General features: G+C 58.8%; 16 protein-coding genes. 3 read left to right on the forward strand and 13 right to left on the reverse strand.

Going from position 1 to position 16,325, the window contains the following annotated elements; translation table 11 throughout:
* Positions 1–220 precede the first annotated feature (220 nt).
* The 7 genes from hutU to hutC all read right to left on the reverse strand — a co-directional run bounded on the left by hutU (position 221) and on the right by hutC (position 6,904).
* Positions 221–1,906, reverse strand: coding sequence for a urocanate hydratase (gene hutU, locus IV01_RS14535; RefSeq protein ID WP_032628112.1), 1,686 nt, complete (start codon positions 1,904–1,906; stop codon positions 221–223).
* A gap of 365 nt (positions 1,907–2,271) precedes the next feature.
* Positions 2,272–2,997, reverse strand: coding sequence for an anti-sigma factor (locus IV01_RS14530; protein ID WP_032628113.1), 726 nt, complete (start codon positions 2,995–2,997; stop codon positions 2,272–2,274).
* Positions 2,994–3,557 carry a sigma-70 family RNA polymerase sigma factor gene (locus IV01_RS14525; protein WP_032628114.1) on the reverse strand — a complete coding sequence of 188 codons (564 nt, stop codon included), beginning with the start codon at positions 3,555–3,557 and terminating at the stop codon, positions 2,994–2,996. Before IV01_RS14525 ends, IV01_RS14530 begins: the two co-directional genes overlap by 4 nt.
* 93 nt (positions 3,558–3,650) lie before the next feature.
* The gene (locus IV01_RS14520; protein WP_032628115.1) at positions 3,651–4,184 is read right to left on the reverse strand and encodes a DUF3455 domain-containing protein; all 534 of its coding nucleotides are present in this window, start codon (positions 4,182–4,184) and stop codon (positions 3,651–3,653) included.
* 103 nt (positions 4,185–4,287) lie between these two features.
* Entirely contained in the window at positions 4,288–5,466 is a 1,179-nt protein-coding gene (nhaA, locus tag IV01_RS14515; RefSeq protein ID WP_032628116.1) for a Na+/H+ antiporter NhaA, read from the reverse strand.
* A 137-nt stretch (positions 5,467–5,603) separates the two neighbouring features.
* Positions 5,604–6,197 carry a HutD family protein gene (locus IV01_RS14510; RefSeq protein ID WP_032628117.1) on the reverse strand — a complete coding sequence of 198 codons (594 nt, stop codon included), beginning with the start codon at positions 6,195–6,197 and terminating at the stop codon, positions 5,604–5,606.
* Positions 6,194–6,904 (reverse strand): histidine utilization repressor, encoded by a 711-nt coding sequence (gene hutC, locus IV01_RS14505; RefSeq protein ID WP_195758777.1) that lies wholly within the window; start codon positions 6,902–6,904, stop codon positions 6,194–6,196. The genes IV01_RS14510 and hutC overlap by 4 nt, the downstream gene beginning before the upstream one ends.
* A 219-nt stretch (positions 6,905–7,123) precedes the next feature.
* On the opposite strand from hutC, the gene IV01_RS14500 reads away from it, so the two are divergent.
* The gene (locus IV01_RS14500; RefSeq protein WP_032628119.1) at positions 7,124–8,488 is read left to right on the forward strand and encodes a formimidoylglutamate deiminase; all 1,365 of its coding nucleotides are present in this window, start codon (positions 7,124–7,126) and stop codon (positions 8,486–8,488) included.
* A gap of 140 nt (positions 8,489–8,628) precedes the next feature.
* On the opposite strand, the gene IV01_RS14495 is transcribed toward IV01_RS14500, so the two are convergent.
* Together IV01_RS14495 and IV01_RS14490 are read right to left on the reverse strand one after the other, a co-directional pair.
* Complete coding sequence (locus IV01_RS14495; protein ID WP_032628120.1) at positions 8,629–9,207, reverse strand: lipocalin family protein; 579 nt, start codon at positions 9,205–9,207, stop codon at positions 8,629–8,631.
* Positions 9,208–9,210: 3 nt separating this feature from the next.
* Positions 9,211–9,465 carry a lipoprotein gene (locus IV01_RS14490; RefSeq protein WP_032628121.1) on the reverse strand — a complete coding sequence of 85 codons (255 nt, stop codon included), beginning with the start codon at positions 9,463–9,465 and terminating at the stop codon, positions 9,211–9,213.
* 189 nt (positions 9,466–9,654) lie between these two features.
* On the opposite strand from IV01_RS14490, the gene IV01_RS14485 reads away from it, so the two are divergent.
* Positions 9,655–9,927, forward strand: a complete 273-nt coding sequence (locus IV01_RS14485) for a type II toxin-antitoxin system Phd/YefM family antitoxin (RefSeq protein WP_032628122.1) — start codon at positions 9,655–9,657, stop codon at positions 9,925–9,927.
* Complete coding sequence (locus IV01_RS14480) at positions 9,924–10,256, forward strand: type II toxin-antitoxin system RelE/ParE family toxin (RefSeq protein WP_032628124.1); 333 nt, start codon at positions 9,924–9,926, stop codon at positions 10,254–10,256. Before IV01_RS14485 ends, IV01_RS14480 begins: the two co-directional genes overlap by 4 nt.
* Before the next feature lie 4 nt (positions 10,257–10,260).
* Here IV01_RS14480 and IV01_RS14475 read toward each other — a convergent pair whose 3' ends face one another.
* The 4 genes from IV01_RS14475 to IV01_RS14460 all read right to left on the reverse strand — a co-directional run bounded on the left by IV01_RS14475 (position 10,261) and on the right by IV01_RS14460 (position 16,289).
* Positions 10,261–10,863, reverse strand: a complete 603-nt coding sequence (locus IV01_RS14475; RefSeq protein ID WP_032628125.1) for a DUF924 family protein — start codon at positions 10,861–10,863, stop codon at positions 10,261–10,263.
* Between the two features lie 5 nt (positions 10,864–10,868).
* Entirely contained in the window at positions 10,869–11,879 is a 1,011-nt protein-coding gene (locus IV01_RS14470) for a class 1 fructose-bisphosphatase (RefSeq protein ID WP_032628126.1), read from the reverse strand.
* Between the two features lie 322 nt (positions 11,880–12,201).
* Positions 12,202–13,608: a DUF3999 domain-containing protein gene (locus tag IV01_RS14465; RefSeq protein ID WP_050507459.1), complete on the reverse strand. Its 1,407-nt coding sequence runs from the start codon at positions 13,606–13,608 to the stop codon at positions 12,202–12,204.
* 230 nt (positions 13,609–13,838) lie between these two features.
* Positions 13,839–16,289 (reverse strand): glycogen/starch/alpha-glucan phosphorylase, encoded by a 2,451-nt coding sequence (locus IV01_RS14460; protein ID WP_032628127.1) that lies wholly within the window; start codon positions 16,287–16,289, stop codon positions 13,839–13,841.
* Between the last annotated feature and the right edge of the window lie 36 nt (positions 16,290–16,325).

The raw sequence follows: 16,325 nt of genomic DNA on the forward strand, positions 1-16,325 counted from the left end.
TCCTCGCGATTGGGGATGGGCAGTTTCCAGATCAAACACTGATACCAAGACACTTGACGGTCCTTTGGGGTGGTCGGTTCACTGAGCGGTGCAATCTCACATTAAGCGCAGAACCTGTGGGACCGGCTTTAGCCGGGAAGGGGCCAGTACATCCACTGCATTTTCTGCGCTGGATGCAATGTCTTCCCGGCTAAAGCCGGTCCCACAAACAGAGCAAACCTCAGTTCCCCACCATCGGCAGGTTCAACCCCTGCTCATTGGCGCAGTCGATAGCGATCTGGTAACCCGCGTCGGCGTGACGCATCACACCCGTGGCCGGGTCGTTGTGCAGGACGCGGGCGATGCGTTCGGCGGCTTCGTCGCTGCCGTCACAGACGATCACCATCCCCGAATGCTGCGAGAAGCCCATGCCGACGCCGCCGCCATGGTGCAGCGAAACCCAGGTCGCGCCGCTGGCGGTGTTGAGCAGTGCATTGAGCAGCGGCCAGTCGGACACGGCATCGGAGCCATCCTGCATGGATTCGGTTTCGCGATTTGGACTGGCGACCGAACCGGAGTCCAGATGGTCACGGCCAATCACCACCGGAGCCGACAGTTCGCCGCTGCGCACCATCTCGTTGAACGCCAGGCCCAGTTTGGCGCGCTGGCCCAAGCCGACCCAGCAGATGCGTGCTGGCAAGCCCTGGAAGGCAATCCGCTCGCGGGCCATTTTCAGCCAGTTGTGCAGGTGCGCATCGTCCGGGATCAGTTCTTTGACCTTGGCGTCAGTCTTGTAGATGTCTTCTGGATCGCCCGAAAGTGCGGCCCAGCGGAACGGTCCTACGCCACGGCAGAACAGCGGACGAATGTAGGCGGGGACGAAGCCCGGGAAATCGAAGGCGTTTTCCACGCCTTCTTCTTTGGCCATCTGACGGATGTTGTTGCCGTAGTCGAAGGTTGGGATGCCCATCTTCTGGAAGTCGAGCATGGCCTTCACGTGTTCAGCCATGGATTGCTTGGCGGCTTTGACCACCGCGGCGGGCTCAGTCAGTGAGCGGGCGCGGTATTCGTCCCAGCTCCAGCCCTTGGGCAGGTAGCCGTTGAGCGGGTCGTGGGCGCTGGTCTGGTCGGTGACCATGTCCGGGCGAACGCCACGACGGACCATCTCCGGCAGGATCTCGGCAGCGTTGCCGCACAAGGCGATGGAGATGGCTTTGCCCTCGGCGGTGTATTTGGCGATGCGCGCCAGGGCGTCGTCCAGATCCGTGGCCTGCTCATCGACGTAACGGGTCTTGAGGCGGAAATCGATGCGGCTCTGCTGGCATTCAATGTTTAGCGAGCATGCACCTGCCATGCCTGCGGCCAAAGGTTGCGCGCCGCCCATGCCGCCCAGGCCAGCGGTCAGTACCCACTTGCCCTTGAGGCTGCCGTTGTAATGCTGGCGACCGGCTTCGACAAAGGTTTCGTAAGTGCCCTGAACGATGCCCTGGCTGCCGATGTAGATCCAACTGCCGGCAGTCATCTGGCCGTACATGGCCAGGCCCTTCGCATCCAGTTCGTTGAAATGCTCCCAGCTCGCCCAGTGGGGTACCAGGTTGGAGTTGGCGATCAGTACGCGAGGTGCGTTGCTGTGGGTCTTGAACACGCCGACCGGTTTGCCGGACTGTACCAGCAGGGTCTCGTCATCGTTGAGGTTGGTCAGGCTCTCGACAATCTTGTCGTAGCATTCCCAGTTGCGCGCCGCGCGACCGATGCCGCCATACACCACCAGCTCTTTAGGATTCTCGGCCACTTCCGGATCGAGGTTGTTCATCAGCATGCGCAGTGGCGCTTCAGTCATCCAGCTCTTTGCCGTGAGCTTGGTGCCACGTGCGGCGCGTATTTCGACATCCCGATGACGGGTCCAGTGTTGGTTATTCTCGGTCACGAAAGAACTCCTCAGCGATCTGTTCAATACACTTGGCTTTACTTGTATGTACAAGCATATGCAATTGAAATACCAACATTGGAATCCAGGCAGTAGGAGCGCGCTTGCCCGCGATGGCGTCGGGTCAGCTATGCATGTTTTGGCTGAACTGATGCCATCGCGGGCAAGCGCGCTCCTACGGGAAATACGTTCTAATTCAAAAGGTTGGGTGTGGATTTTGACACGGGTAGGCTCAGGGCATATGCGGTCACCCATTGATAGATCTGGCGCGCTGGTGATGAATGCAACCCAGTAGCGAGTCGTCCAAAGGTGTTACGACTCGCTTCTTTCTGGGGCGCTGGGTAACAGGATGGTGCGCGGTTGGCTCAGATGACTTTGACAGCGCGACCTATGAACTGGATCGGCCCGGTGGGTTTACCGATGGGCGAACCTGAGGCCTGTTCCAGCGTCAGCTCAAACAGTTGATTGGGTTGCAGCGGCGGCAGTTTGTCCAGTGGCACCTGAAGGCTTTGCCCCGGCTTGACCAGGCCCAGCGATACCGGGCCTTGCCAGTCGTCGCCTTTGGTCCAGAACTCCAGTGCCTTGTCGGCGGGCACTTCGGTAACGCTGAGAGGGATCAGCTGGATTTCCTGGGAATTGCTGGCTTGAATCACCCAGCCCGGGGCTTTGTCTTGGGGCGCGACCAGCACTACCAGATAAGAAGGCGCAGGCGTGGATCTGGATTGGGTAAACAGTGTCATCCCCAGCACCAATGATGCAGCGAGACCAGCCCCCGCGAGTCCGCGCCAGATCGACAGGTTATTCCACCAACTTTGCACGTCGCGTATCGCGGCTTGCGGGGGTGCAAGCAAGTCATCCAGGCTGCGCTCGATCCTCGTCCACAACCGCGGCGGCGGGGTTTGCGGTTCGGCCATGGCGGTCAGCGGCAACAAGCGCTCTTCCCAGGCATCCACCGCTGCGCGCAACGCAGGTTCGTGGGGCAGGCGACGTTCGACTTCGATTCGTTGTTGGGCAGACAGCGTGCCCAAGACATATTCACCGGCCAACTCGTTGAGCGGTTTTTGCGGTTCAGTGCCCGAAGTGTTGCTCATCCGATGCACTCCCGTAATGCATTCAGGCTGCGCTTGATCCAGGCTTTCACAGTGCCCAGCGGCGCGCCGATTTTCTGCGCAATTTCTTGATGCGAATAGCCATCCACATAAGCGTGGAACACACAGTTGCGACGCACGGGTTCAAGCTGATCGAGGCAAAACTCGATGCGGCCCGGATTCACCCGCCAGTCGAAGCTGTCCACGGTTTCGTTCCAGCCTTCCAGCGTGGCCTGGGCCTCGGCATGCTCTTCATCATCTTCACGTTGCACTTCACGGGCATTGTTGCGAATGGCGTTGAGCGCCAGATGCCGGGTGACAGTGAACATCCAGCCACGGGCAGAACCACGCGACTTGTCGAAACTCGCAGCGCCGGTCCAGATCTTGAGGAAGGCGTCGTGCACGATGTCCTGAGCCAAGGCGCTGTCGCGCACCAGGCGTTGCGCCACACCGAGCAAACGGGCACTTTCCTGTGCATACAGCCGCTCAAGCGCCTGCCGCTCGCCACGGGCGCAGGCATCGAGTGCTGCTTCGTAATCAAACAGAGTTTCGGGCAGAGACAAATCGATTCGCCATCAACAGAGGACATCTGCTCCAGTCAGACCGGAGCACCCGCGCAGGAGCATAGACGAACTCCCGCGCGGCACCCATCTGAATTACTTGGCGGACCAGAAAATGTAGTCGCCCTGATATTTCACGATTTCTTTCGCGCCTTTATTGCTCTCTGCGCAAGCTTTGGCAGGAGCCACGCCGCCTTTGAGCGCAGTACGCTGGATGTACGCAACGCCAGTCATGGCACCTTTGCCTTCAGCGGGATTAGCCTTGACCAACTGATACGGCAGGTTGCCAGCGCTGGACGGCGCGACGGCGAGCTGAGTACCGGTCACTTTCGAGCCGTCTTTGGCTTCCCAGGTGGCTGGTGGGCCGTAGTAAGTGCCGACTTGCTTGCCGCTGCGATCATTGAGCACGGCTTTAGGGCCGACGAACGCCCATTCCATTTCGTTCGGCATGTTGGCCTTGGCGCGGCACTCGTAGGTGATTTCGCCTACGCCGGTGGTTTCCATGCTGACCTTGAAACCGTCTGGCACACGAACGGTTTCCGGCAGGTTGCTTTGAGCGAAGGCAGATGGCGCCAGGCAAGTGAAAGCCATTGCAGCACCAGTCAGGCAGAGCAAGCGTTTTGCGTTCATGCAGTTATCTCCAGATTGTGTTTTCGCTTGGCAGCCTGAATGGCTGCTTATCTGTACTACCCGCGAGAACACGATCTGGATGCAGCACGTTGAAAATAAATTTTCAGCGTTTGCAAATACGGCTGCGCAGCATGATCACGCCGACGATGGCCGCCAGCCCTGAGCCCATCAAAACGCCTACTTTGACCTCGTCAATCAGGTGGGGCGCGCCGGGGAAAGCCAGGTTGCCGATGAACAGGCTCATGGTGAAACCGATGCCGCAGAGGATCGCCACACCATACAGCTGCATCCAGTTACTGCCCTCTGGAAGCGTGGCCAGCCCCGAACGGATGGCCAGCAAGGCAGCCAGGAACACACCGATCTGTTTGCCGAAGAACAACCCGAGGGCTACTCCCAGTGGTACCGGATCAATCAGGTTCTGCAGGGTAATCCCCGACAGCGACACGCCAGCGTTGGCAAAGCCGAACACCGGCACAATGGCGAACGCGACCCAGTACTGCAGCTTTTCTTCCAGGAATAGCAGTGGTGAGCGGGCTTCTTCCTCGGGTTTGCCCAAGGGGACGCACAGCGCCAGCGCGACACCGGCCAGGGTTGCGTGAACACCGGACTGCAAGACGAAGAACCACAGCAGGGCGCCGAGCAGCAGATACGGCAACAAATGCCGAACCCGCAGGCGATTCATGACGATCAACACCGCCAGTGTGGCAAAAGCAGCCAACAGCATCGGCAAGTTCAGGCCAGAGCTGTAGAAGAAAGCGATGATCGTCACCGCACCCAGGTCGTCGAGAATCGCCAGGGCAGCGAGGAAGACCTTCAAGGAGGTCGGCACGCGATTACCCAGCAACGACAGCACGCCTAGCGCGAAAGCAATGTCGGTGGCCGCCGGGATCGCCCAGCCGCTCATGGTTTGCGGGTTGCCCCAGTTGACCGCGATATAGATCAGCGCCGGCACCAGCATGCCGCCCGCCGCTGCAAAACCAGGCAGGGCGCGCTGGCCCCAGGTCGCGAGCCCGCCGGCAAGTACTTCGCGTTTGATTTCCAGGCCGACCATCAAAAAGAAGATCGCCATCAGCCCGTCGTTGATCCACAACTCAACGGAAAGCCCCAGCCAGACGCTGTGTAGAATCGCAAAATAGCCTGCGGAAAGTCCTGAGTTGGCAACGATCAATGCCGCCAGCGCCGCGCCCATCAACACGATCCCGCCCGCAGACTCCGAGGCAAGGAAGCTGGCGAGAATGGCGATGGCTCTTGGGGTTTCTTTCTTGTTATTGGTTGTCGTCATTGGCGGTGAGGTGTCCTTGGGATTCAATTGACGCCTGTGGGAGCGGTGCTTGCCCGCGATCAGGCTGGACGCGGTTCACTTTAGATCGCATCCAGCCTGATCGCGGGCAAGCACCGCTCCCACATGGTGATGTGCCGTTAAATCTTCATTAATTCAATCAAACAGCAGCGGCTCGCACGCGGTGCATACAGCACCACTTCCACCAAGGCGCCAGCTTCGTTATCCAGCTGCAGACAGTCGTGCTTTTCCAGCAGCTGCGGCGGATATCCGGCCATATTGGCGGCCATTTGTTCGGCGGCGCTGAATAGTAACAGCGTGGTGGCCGAGCTGAACAACCGCTGCGGTTTGAGCACGTCAAGCCATTGCAAGCTGGCGCCAAAGCGATCAGGCGCATAAATCAGATTGAAGTCGCGGATAGCGCCGCCCAGCAAGGCGCAGCTGGCCTGGCTGTCGCCGCTGAAGGCAAACGGATCGCCGGGCAGAAGTGGCTCGCTAAGTGTGCCGTCGATATCCAGTGTCATGCCCGCACCCTGCAGCACGGTGATGATGCGTTGATAGCCCGGGAACAGGGAAAAACCGCCCGAGGCCTCGATGTCGGCGATCGATAGACGCCAGCCGAAATTGTCCAGGTCCTGGCCTGCATCGCGGGTAATTTCTTCGGTACTGCCGCCGCCGTTCTTCCAGGGCATACGTGAATAGTCGGCGGCGCGCAAAACAGTCAGTTGGCTCATTTACTGAAACGTCCTTCCAGGCGATGACGGGAACCGGGGTGGATCAGCCGCGCCGCGGTCACCGGCTGACGGCCAGACCAGGTGCGGCGGCGGATCAACAGGCACGGTTCACCGGGATTGATCTGCAACAGCTCGCACTCATCCGCTTCGGCGAGTATTGCTTCGACCACATGCTCACCCTCGGTCAATGGCGCGACTTGCGACAGATAGGCGTACGGCGTTTGCCGAGTGAAGTCCTGACTCAGATAGTCGGGCGCGACCAGGGCATTGACGTAGCGATCTTCGATTTGCACCGGCAGGTCATTTTCCAGGTGCACGATCAGCGAATGAAACACCCGCTGGCCCTCGCGCATGTCCAGAGCCAGCGCCCGCTCGGAGCCGGCCGCTTCTTCCTGAAGCAGGATGACCTTGCAGGTGTGTCGATGGCCACGGGACGCGATTTCGTCGGCGATGTTGTGCACTTCAAACAGTGCAGACTGGCTTTTGGGTTCGGCAACGAAGGTGCCGACCCCCTGCATGCGCACCAATAGTCCTTCGGCGGTCATTTCCCGCAGGGCGCGGTTGATGGTCATGCGGCTGAAGCCCAGTTGGGTGACCAACTCGCTTTCCGATGGCACGCGATGGTGGGGCGGCCAGTTACCACACTGGATCTGCTGGGCAATCATGTGCTTAACCCGGGCGTACAGCGGAGCCGGACTGTCGCCCATCTGGGCAGCCAATGGTGAAGTGGCGGGCGGAGTCGGCACGGTCAATCCTTTTGAAGATCATTGGGCTACGGGTCGCGCTAATCTTGTAGCGCTGTGGCACTGATAACTGTGCGGTCACGCTAACCATTAAGCGGTTCAACGGCAAGCTTGCCGGAGTTTACCGAGCGTGCAAACGTCTGTATATGTATATACAAATCACTTTTGACGGGATGCAGAACCATGTCCGCCTTCTTCGCCGAGCGCGCTTTTTTACCCAGCGGTTGGGCCAATAATGTGCGCCTTGAGGTCAGCGCCGCTGGCGTGATCACCCGCATCGCCATTGACGCTGAGGCTTCTGGTGCAGAGTGGCTCAAAGGTCCGCTGTTGCCGGGCATGCCCAATCTGCATTCCCACGCCTTTCAGCGAGCGATGGCGGGGCTGGCGGAAGTGGCGGGCAACCCCAACGACAGTTTCTGGACCTGGCGCGACCTGATGTACCGGCTGGTCGGGCAGATCAGCCCCCAGCAACTTGGCGTGATTGCTCGCCAGCTGTATATCGAAATGCTCAAAGGCGGGTTTACCTCCGTCGCCGAGTTTCACTACGTGCATCAGGACACTGACGGCAAGCCCTATGCGAATCCCGCAGAGCTGGCGCTGCAGATCAGCGCGGCGGCCAGTTCCGCGGGTATCGGTCTGACGCTGTTACCGGTGCTCTATAGCCACGCAGGCTTTGGTGGGCAAGCGCCGAATGACGGTCAGCGGAGGTTTATCCACAGCACTGACAGCTATCTCGATCTTCAAGCCAGGTTGCTGCCAATGCTGCGCGAGCAACCGGCGCAACAGCTGGGTCTGTGCTTTCACTCCCTGCGCGCCGTCACCCCGGAGCAGATCAGTAAGGTGTTGGCGGCCAGCGATAAGCAATGCCCGGTGCACATCCACATTGCCGAACAGCAAAAGGAAGTCGATGACTGCCTGAACTGGAGCGGTCGCCGACCGGTGCAATGGTTGTATGAGAACACGGCAGTGGATCAGCGCTGGTGTCTGGTCCATGCGACGCATGTGGAGCCGGACGAAGTAGCACTGATGGCCCGGAGTGGGGCGGTTGCCGGGTTGTGTCTGACCACGGAAGCGAATCTGGGTGACGGAATCTTTCCGGCCGTGGACTACGTCGCACAGGGTGGGCGCTGGGGAATCGGTTCCGACAGCCACGTTTCGCTGAGCGTGGTGGAGGAGTTACGTTGGCTGGAGTACGGCCAGCGGCTACGGGATCAGCGTCGTAACCGCCTGTATCGCAGTGACCAGCCGATGGTCGGCCGGACCTTGTTTGATGCAGCGTTGGCCGGCGGTGCGCAGGCGTTGGCTCAGCCGATTGGGAAGTTGGAGGTCGGGCAGCGGGCTGACTGGCTGGTGCTGGATGGCAATGACCCCTATATCGCCACAGCGTCGGGCGACGGGGTTCTCAATCGTTGGCTGTTCGCAGGCGGGGACCGGCAGATTCGCGATGTGATGGTCAATGGCAAGTGGGTGGTGCGAGAAGGGCATCACGCCGGGGAAGAGCAGAGCAGTCGTGACTTCGCCCAGGTGTTGCGTGAGCTGTTGGGGTAAAGATTCGGTATTTGACGACGTCGACGTGGGACCGGCTTTAGCCGGGAAGGCGACATTTCTGACGATAGAAATGTTGCGAATGTACCGGCCTCTTCCCGGCTAAAGCCGGTCCCACGACATCGCGTCAATACTTGGAATAGTTATTTCCCTTCCTTCCCGATCTTCGAATCTTCAACCCGCCAGATCAGCTTGGTGGTGTCGTAGCCCTGTTGCTGGGCTTCGCTGAGCATTTTTTCCTTAACGGACGTAGATACCGTCGGCGTGCGCGACAGCAGCCACAGGTATTTGCGATCCGGATTGCCAACCACGGCGGTCTTGTAACCGTCGCCGATGTACAGCACCCAGTAATCGCCTTTGGCTACGCCAGGCAGAATGCGTGAAAACCAGTTATCGAACACTACCGACAGCTTGTCGGTCTTGCCTGGCACTTGCGGCGAGGCCGTGCCGGTGGCTTCCTGCCATTCGCCTTCGATGGTCCGGCAGCGATTGGTCACGCCGACATTGCCATCAGGCTTGAGCAGGTAATGGGCTTCGGACTGCGCACAGTTGCGCTGGAAAAACATCGGCAGACGAGCGATTTCGTACCAGGTGCCCTGGTACTGCTTGAGATCCACTTCGCCAACGGTCTTGGGCTCAAGGTTGTCCGCCGAGTGCGCAAAACCAATTGCCAGAAAGCTGGCCATCAACACCACGCCGAAGCGCACAAGTAATTTGATCATGACTTATTTCAAACCCTGGCCCGAGAACATCAGCACCTTGTCGCCAGCGTATTGAACGCTGATAAAGCTTTTCTGATCGCCCCACGTGCAACTGGACATGCCCAGCGCGCCGGAACATTCGGTCGGGCTGCCGAGCAGGTTTTCGACCTCTGCCTTGGGCATGCCAGCGGAAAGTTTCGAGTAGTTTTCCTGATTGACCTTGCTGCAAGCAGTCAGCAGAACGAGAAAAGACAACAACGCTAGAGCGCGCAGAGACATGGATGAAGCTCCTGAACGGAAGGGGGCAACGCCGCAGCAAACGGTCGATCGGGCACGCATGCTGGCGTAATGCCGAAAGCTTAGAAGAGAAAAACTCGATCTGGTTCCGTTGGTCGACGGGTCTTTGTGTGGAAGACTGAATTCGGACTAAAATCGGTTCTTTGTTTCTCGCCTAAGAGATTTTGCCTTATGAAGCTTTCATCGCATGTGAAGCCAATCAGCTATCTGAAAAGCCACGCGGCCGAAATCGTCAGGGACCTGTCTGAAAGTCGTGAGCCTATGCTGATCACTCAAAATGGTGAAGCGAAGCTGGTCGTGCTGGACGTGAAAAGCTATGAGCAGCAGTTGGAGACCTTTGCCCTGCTCAAAATTCTTGCGCTGGGTAGTCGCGAGATAGAGCGCGGGGAATTTAATGACATCGATGAGGCATTCGCAGCGCTGGACAGGAATGATGACGAATGAGTTTCAAAGTTGTCATTTTGAAGTCCGCACAATACGAACTCAAAGAATTACGTAACTATATAGTCCGCAAGTTCTCGCACGACACTTGGCTGATGACTTCTGAGAAACTCCAGAAAGCCTTGAAAATTCTTGAGACCTCACCCCTTTTGGGCGCAGTCCCTGAAGAGATTGAGATGTTGAATCTTGGCCCATTTCGCCAGATTGTTTCAGGCATGAATCGAATTATTTACGAAACTCGGCAGGACGTCGTGTTCATTCATGTCATCGCCGATACCCGCAGAAACATGACTGACTTGTTAACCAAGCGCCTTCTTCATAGCTCCCAGTAAAGTCTTAAAACCTCGACCCGGGCTCTTTCAGAAACTCGATTTCTTCTGGCGTGGAAGTGCGCCCGAGGATGTCGTTGCGATGCGGGAAGCGACCGAAGCGTTTGATCACTGCACGGTGGCGCTCGGCGTAGTCGAGGCTGCTGGTGAGAAATTCGCGGTCAGTGGCGGGGAGTAAGGGGAGGAGATCGGTAATGCGGGCGACGGCCTGATTCTGCGCGTCGAGGTTTTCACAGTGCTCAAGCACCAGATAGATAAAGGTGCGTTGCAGCGGATCCAGATGCTGGTCACGGCCGAGCTTCAGGCCATGTATGACAAGTTGCTGAGCCCGTTGATCCCCAGCGAAGGCTTTGGGGGTGTCGCGGTAAATCATGCGTGGTAACTGGTCCAGCAGCAGTATCAATGCCAGCCAGCCATCAGGGGTTTCTGCCCACTCTTTCAAACCGCCAGAGAGCGCCGTATCGACCAGATCGCCGAAGCGACTCTTGGCTTCGGCGTCCTGTGCTTTGCTCTTGCCGAACCACAACTTGCCCTTGGCTTTTGCCACTTCACTGGGGGATTCGGCAGAACCGAACCACCATTCAAGCAGCGCAAGCCAGGGGGCAATCATGATGATCAGCCTTTGTGGTACGAGGTCGCGCGCTCAACTTCTTCCTTCGAACCCAGGAACACCGCTACACGCTGGTGCAGGCCGTCCGGCTTGATATCGAGGATGCGCTGGTGACCATCGGTGGACGCGCCGCCAGCCTGTTCAACCAGGAAGGACATCGGGTTGGCTTCGTACATCAGGCGCAGTTTGCCTGGCTTGGAAGGTTCGCGGCTGTCACGTGGATACATGAACAGGCCGCCACGAGTCAGGATGCGATGCACGTCGCCAACCATCGCCGCAACCCAGCGCATGTTGTAGTTCTTTTTCAAAGGACCGTCTTCACCCGCCAGCAATTCGTCAACGTAGCGCTGTACCGGGGCTTCCCAGTGACGCTGGTTGGACATGTTGATGGCGAATTCCTGAGTGGATTCCGGAATCTTGATGTCTTCGTGGGTCAGTACGAAGCTGCCCATCTCGCGATCCAGGGTGAAACCTTTGACGCCGTCGCCGAGAGTCAGCACCAGCATGGTCTGCGGGCCGTAAATCGCGTAACCGGCGGCTACTTGCTGGGTCCCTGGCTGCAGGAAAGCGTTTTCGTTCAACGGCTCATTCTGGCTCAGGTATTCGTTCGGGCAACGCAGTACCGAAAAGATGGTGCCAACCGGGGCGTTGATGTCGATGTTCGACGAGCCGTCCAGTGGGTCGAATACCAGCAGGTACGCGCCTTTCGGGTATTTGCCGGGAATCTGGTAGGCATTGTCCATTTCTTCGGACGCCATGCCGGCCAGGTGACCGCCCCATTCGTTGGCTTCAAGCAGGATTTCGTTGGAAATCACGTCGAGCTTTTTCTGCACTTCGCCCTGAACGTTTTCAGTGCCCATGCTGCCAAGCACGCCGCCCAGCGCGCCCTTGGAGACGGCGTGGCTGATTTCCTTGCACGCACGCGCCACCACCTCGATCAGGAAGCGCAGATCGGCAGGAGTGTTGTTGCTGCGGGTCTGCTCAATCAAATAGCGACTCAGGGTAACGCGGGACATGGATAGCTCCGAATATGGGGGAATAAAAACCCGCGCAGTTTAACGCGAGTGGAGACGTAATACTGCCCATAAGACTGGGTTATCACCCATTGAGTTCACGTTTGGCTCAGCGTAGCTGGAAATTGCTGAAGGGGTGGCTGAAACGAGGTGGGCACCATGGATGGTAGGAGACCCCGTCCCGGCGTTGGCGCCGCGCTGTCGGGCGGTCCTGACACGTACTGTAGGAGCGCGCTTGCCCGCGATGCGGTATGCCAGCGAAAAATATGTTGTCTGACCTCACGCTATCGCGGGCAAGCGCGCTCCTACAGGACTAGCGATCAGCTTACGACCTTGGTTGTGACCCCCGCCGCGAGCTCAATGCAATCCAGCCCAGCAGAACAAAGCCCAGCACCAGAACGCCCCACAGGCCTGCGCGTTTCCAGTCGAAGCTGTCCACGATGGGAGCAATGGGAGCAATGGGAGCGGGTGCCACGCCAGCAGCCTTTACAGGGGCGGTGTCGGGTTCGGCGCGACCCAGGCTGGCCAGCCTCTGTGAGCTGTAATCGGGGATCAATGTCGACAGCGGCACGCTGCCCACAGTCGCTGTCGCGTTACCGACGGCCAGAGAAAACGGCCCATTACCCTGTGCCTGGAACACCAGTTGGGTGGCGCGCACGGCGAAACGTATTTGCGGGGCTTGCGCGCCCAGGCCGCCGCCGCGTTCGTCGACTTCGAGGCGCAATTGGCCCACGACTTTACCCGGCAACTGCATTTCGTCCTGGACCATGTTCTCGCCGTTTTGCATCAGGCGGTAAAGCAGCCCGCTGCCGATCGGCTCCCACGGGGCTTTACTGTCCAGGCGACCATACAAGGTGGCTGGTGCCAGGCTGTTGGCTTGGCTGATGTCGAATTTCAGGTGCTCGATAGGCAATGCGCGTGGCAGATCCCAAATGTAATTGCCAGGTTCCGCCAGACTGCCGCTGACAGGTTGCGACCAGCTCAGGGGTAAGCTCGGATTGTCTGTGTGCACACTGGTCAGCTGTGCTGAGGTCAGGGTCGGCGCGCTCTGGGGAGCTTTCCATAGCAGCCGCAGATAGCGAGCTGTGCGACCGGGCAGGCTGACGTCCCGCTGCTCGACCAGTTCGTCGGCGAAGGAGAGCCGGGCAACCTGGCCTTCACCCCAGGCTTGCCAGGTTTGAAGGTCATCGCTGGCTTCAATCGTGAAGCGCTGTAGACCTTCGCGCTCGGTGCTCCAGTCCAGAGTCAGCAGCTCCAGCGGGGTGTTCAGGGCGCTGGTGTCCAACAGCCAGCCACGCAGGATTTCCTCACCGGCTTCAATGTCACTTTGCGGTTGCACGTCGACCACCGCACCGCTGGCGGTCCGTTCGACACGAATGGTCGGTACGGTGTCGCTGGCGTCAGCGTTGTCATAGAGCGGGAACCACTTCACGTCAGTCGGCGTAGAGGGCTGTTGGAGCTGAACCGGTTTGTAGGCGACGGAATACGCTTGCGCCTGGTCTTGAGCATCGAAGATGCGCACATCCGCCAGATCGGACCTGCGTGAATCCAGTTGCACCGCCAGTGGCAGCTCAATGCGGTACCACGGGCCTTCGCCTGAGAGTTTCAAGGGCGTACGGCTGGCAAAGTCGCCGGGATTTTCCTGGGCGCTGGCAAACATCGCGCTGACCAGCGTGGCGCCGAAAACGGCCGCTCTGAACAGCTGCGGACGACTCAAAAGCTCGATTTTCATGGGGTGTCTGCTCGGAATTGTCCGAGAAGTCCTTATCGTTTGTAGGTTTTTGCTACTGCATTGGTGCGAAATATCCCACATTTCAAATAACTGTGGGAGCGACCGGTGTGGCGCTCCACCTTGCTCGCGAAGGCGTCGATACAGTCACCACAATGTGGCGCATGAACCATTGTCTTCGCGAGCAAGCTCGCTCCCACGGGTCCCACGGTTTTACTTTATGCGTTCGAGGTTTAATCCAGCGCCTGCCAGATCTCTCCGGCATATTCGCGAATCGTCCGGTCCGATGAGAACCAGCCCATGCGCGAGGTGTTGAGCACTGCCGAGCGCCACCATTGCTTGGAGTCGTGCCAGTGAGCTTCGACCTTGGCCTGGGCTTCCCAGTACGAATCAAAGTCCGCACAGACCATGAAGCGGTCATACGCCAGCAATTGATCGATCAAACCCGCATAGCGATTTGGATCATCCGGCGAGAACACCCCGCCACGGATTGCTTGCAGCACATCGTTCAGACGACCCGATGCGGCAGCGTCTCCGTGAGCGCTGAAGTCACCCAGCAATTTGCGGGCTTCGACCTGTTGCGCCGTCATGCCGAAAATGAACATGTGTTCCAGCCCGACTTGCTCGCTCATCTCCACGTTGGCACCGTCCAAGGTGCCGATGGTCAGTGCGCCGTTGAGGCCGAACTTCATGTTACTGGTGCCAGATGCTTCCAGGCCCGCTGTAGAAATCTGCTCGGACAAGTCGGCTGCCGGGATGATGCTTTCCGCCAGGCTCACGTTGTAGTTGGGCAGGAACACCACTTTGAGCAGCCCGCGCACAGTCGGGTCGTTGTTCACGGTACGGGCGATGTCGTTGGTCAGCTTGATGATCAACTTGGCCGAGTGATAACTAGCCGCTGCCTTGCCCGCGAAAATTTTCACGCGTGGCACCCAATCGGTGCCCGGTTGAGCACGAATGGCCTGATACAGCGCAATAGTGTGGAACAGATTCAACAACTGACGCTTGTATTCGTGGATCCGTTTGACCTGCACATCAAACATCGCGGCCGGGTTGACCACGATGCCGAGTCGCTCATTAATGATCGCTGCCAGCGCGCGTTTGCTATGCAGTCGCTGATCGGCGAACTGCTTGCGGAACGAGCTTTTCTCGGCAAAGGGCTCCAGCTCGATCAGGCGCGTTTCCGCGTTATCGAGCACGTCATCGCCCAAGGCTTCTTTAAGCATGTCGGTGAGCTTGGGGTTGGACTGGAACAGCCAGCGGCGGAAGGTAATGCCGTTGGTTTTGTTGTTGATCCGCTCCGGATACAGCTTGTGCAGCTCGGCAAACACCGTCTTGCGCATCAATTGGGTATGCAGCGCCGAAACGCCGTTGATGCTATGGGAGCCGAGGAACGCCAGGTTACCCATGCGAACCCGACGACCATTTTCTTCTTCGATCAGCGACACGGCGCGCAGCACATCGAAGTCATGAATGCCTTTGGCGCGCAGCGTGTCGATGTGCTGGGCATTGATGATGTAGATGATCTGCATGTGGCGCGGCAACATCCGCTCCATCAGGCCTACCGACCAGGTTTCCAGCGCCTCAGGCAGCAAGGTGTGGTTGGTGTAGGCCAGGGTGCCGACGGTGATCTTCCACGCCGCGTCCCACGCGATGCCGTGGTTGTCGATCAACTGACGCATCAGCTCGGCCACGGCAATGGAAGGGTGCGTGTCGTTCATCTGGATCGCGGCGTGTTCCGGCAGATCCATTAGCGTGGCATGCATGTTCAAGTGACGGCGCAGCAAATCCTGCAGCGATGCGGAAACGAAGAAATACTCCTGACGCAGGCGCAATTCCTGGCCGGCTTCCGTCGCGTCGTTGGGGTACAGCACACGGGAGATGCTTTCTGCGCGCACGACTTCGGCGACTGCACCAAAGTGGTCACCGGCGTTGAAACGCTCAAGGTGCAGATCTTCCACCGCACGGGCACGCCACAGACGCAGGGTGTTCACGCTTTTGCCGCGCCAGCCGACCACCGGTGTGTCGTAAGCGATGGCTCGCACGGTTTCCGATGGGCGCCAGACCTGACGCTGTTCGCCCGCTTCATTGATGATGGTTTCGACACTGCCGCTAAAGCCGATGGGATACACCACTTCAGGGCGCTCGAATTCCCACGGGTTACCGAAGTCCAGCCAGTTCTCCGTTTGCTCCTGCTGCCAGCCGTCGACGATGGCCTGACGGAACAGGCCGTGTTCGTAACGAATGCCATAGCCGTGACCGGCGATGCCGAGGGTCGACATGCTTTCCATGAAGCACGCAGCCAGACGGCCCAGGCCGCCGTTGCCGAGTGCGGCGTCCGGCTCCAGCAATTTGATGCGCTCGATGTCCACGCCCAGCTCGGTCATGGCCTCGCGGGCGATTTCCAGCAGGCCGAGGTTGCTCAGACTGTCGTATAGCAAGCGGCCAATGAGAAATTCCAGCGACAGGTAATAAACCCGCTTCTGGACCTTGCGGTAAATCTGCCGGGTATGGTCCATCCAGTGCTCGACCATGTGGTCGCGGGCGGCCAGTGCAACGGCTTCGAACCAGTCATGCTCAAACGCATGGTCAGGGTCCTTACCCACCGCATAGGTGAGTTTGGCGAGAACGGCGGCGCGAAAAGCGGCCACTTCAGCGTCACGAACAAGTGGTTCCTGAGACATCGATACGACCTCAAGTAGTCAGACGAATGAAGGATG

The sequence above is a fragment of the Pseudomonas syringae genome (genome assembly GCF_000737245.1).
Taxonomy (GTDB): domain Bacteria; phylum Pseudomonadota; class Gammaproteobacteria; order Pseudomonadales; family Pseudomonadaceae; genus Aquipseudomonas; species Aquipseudomonas syringae_J.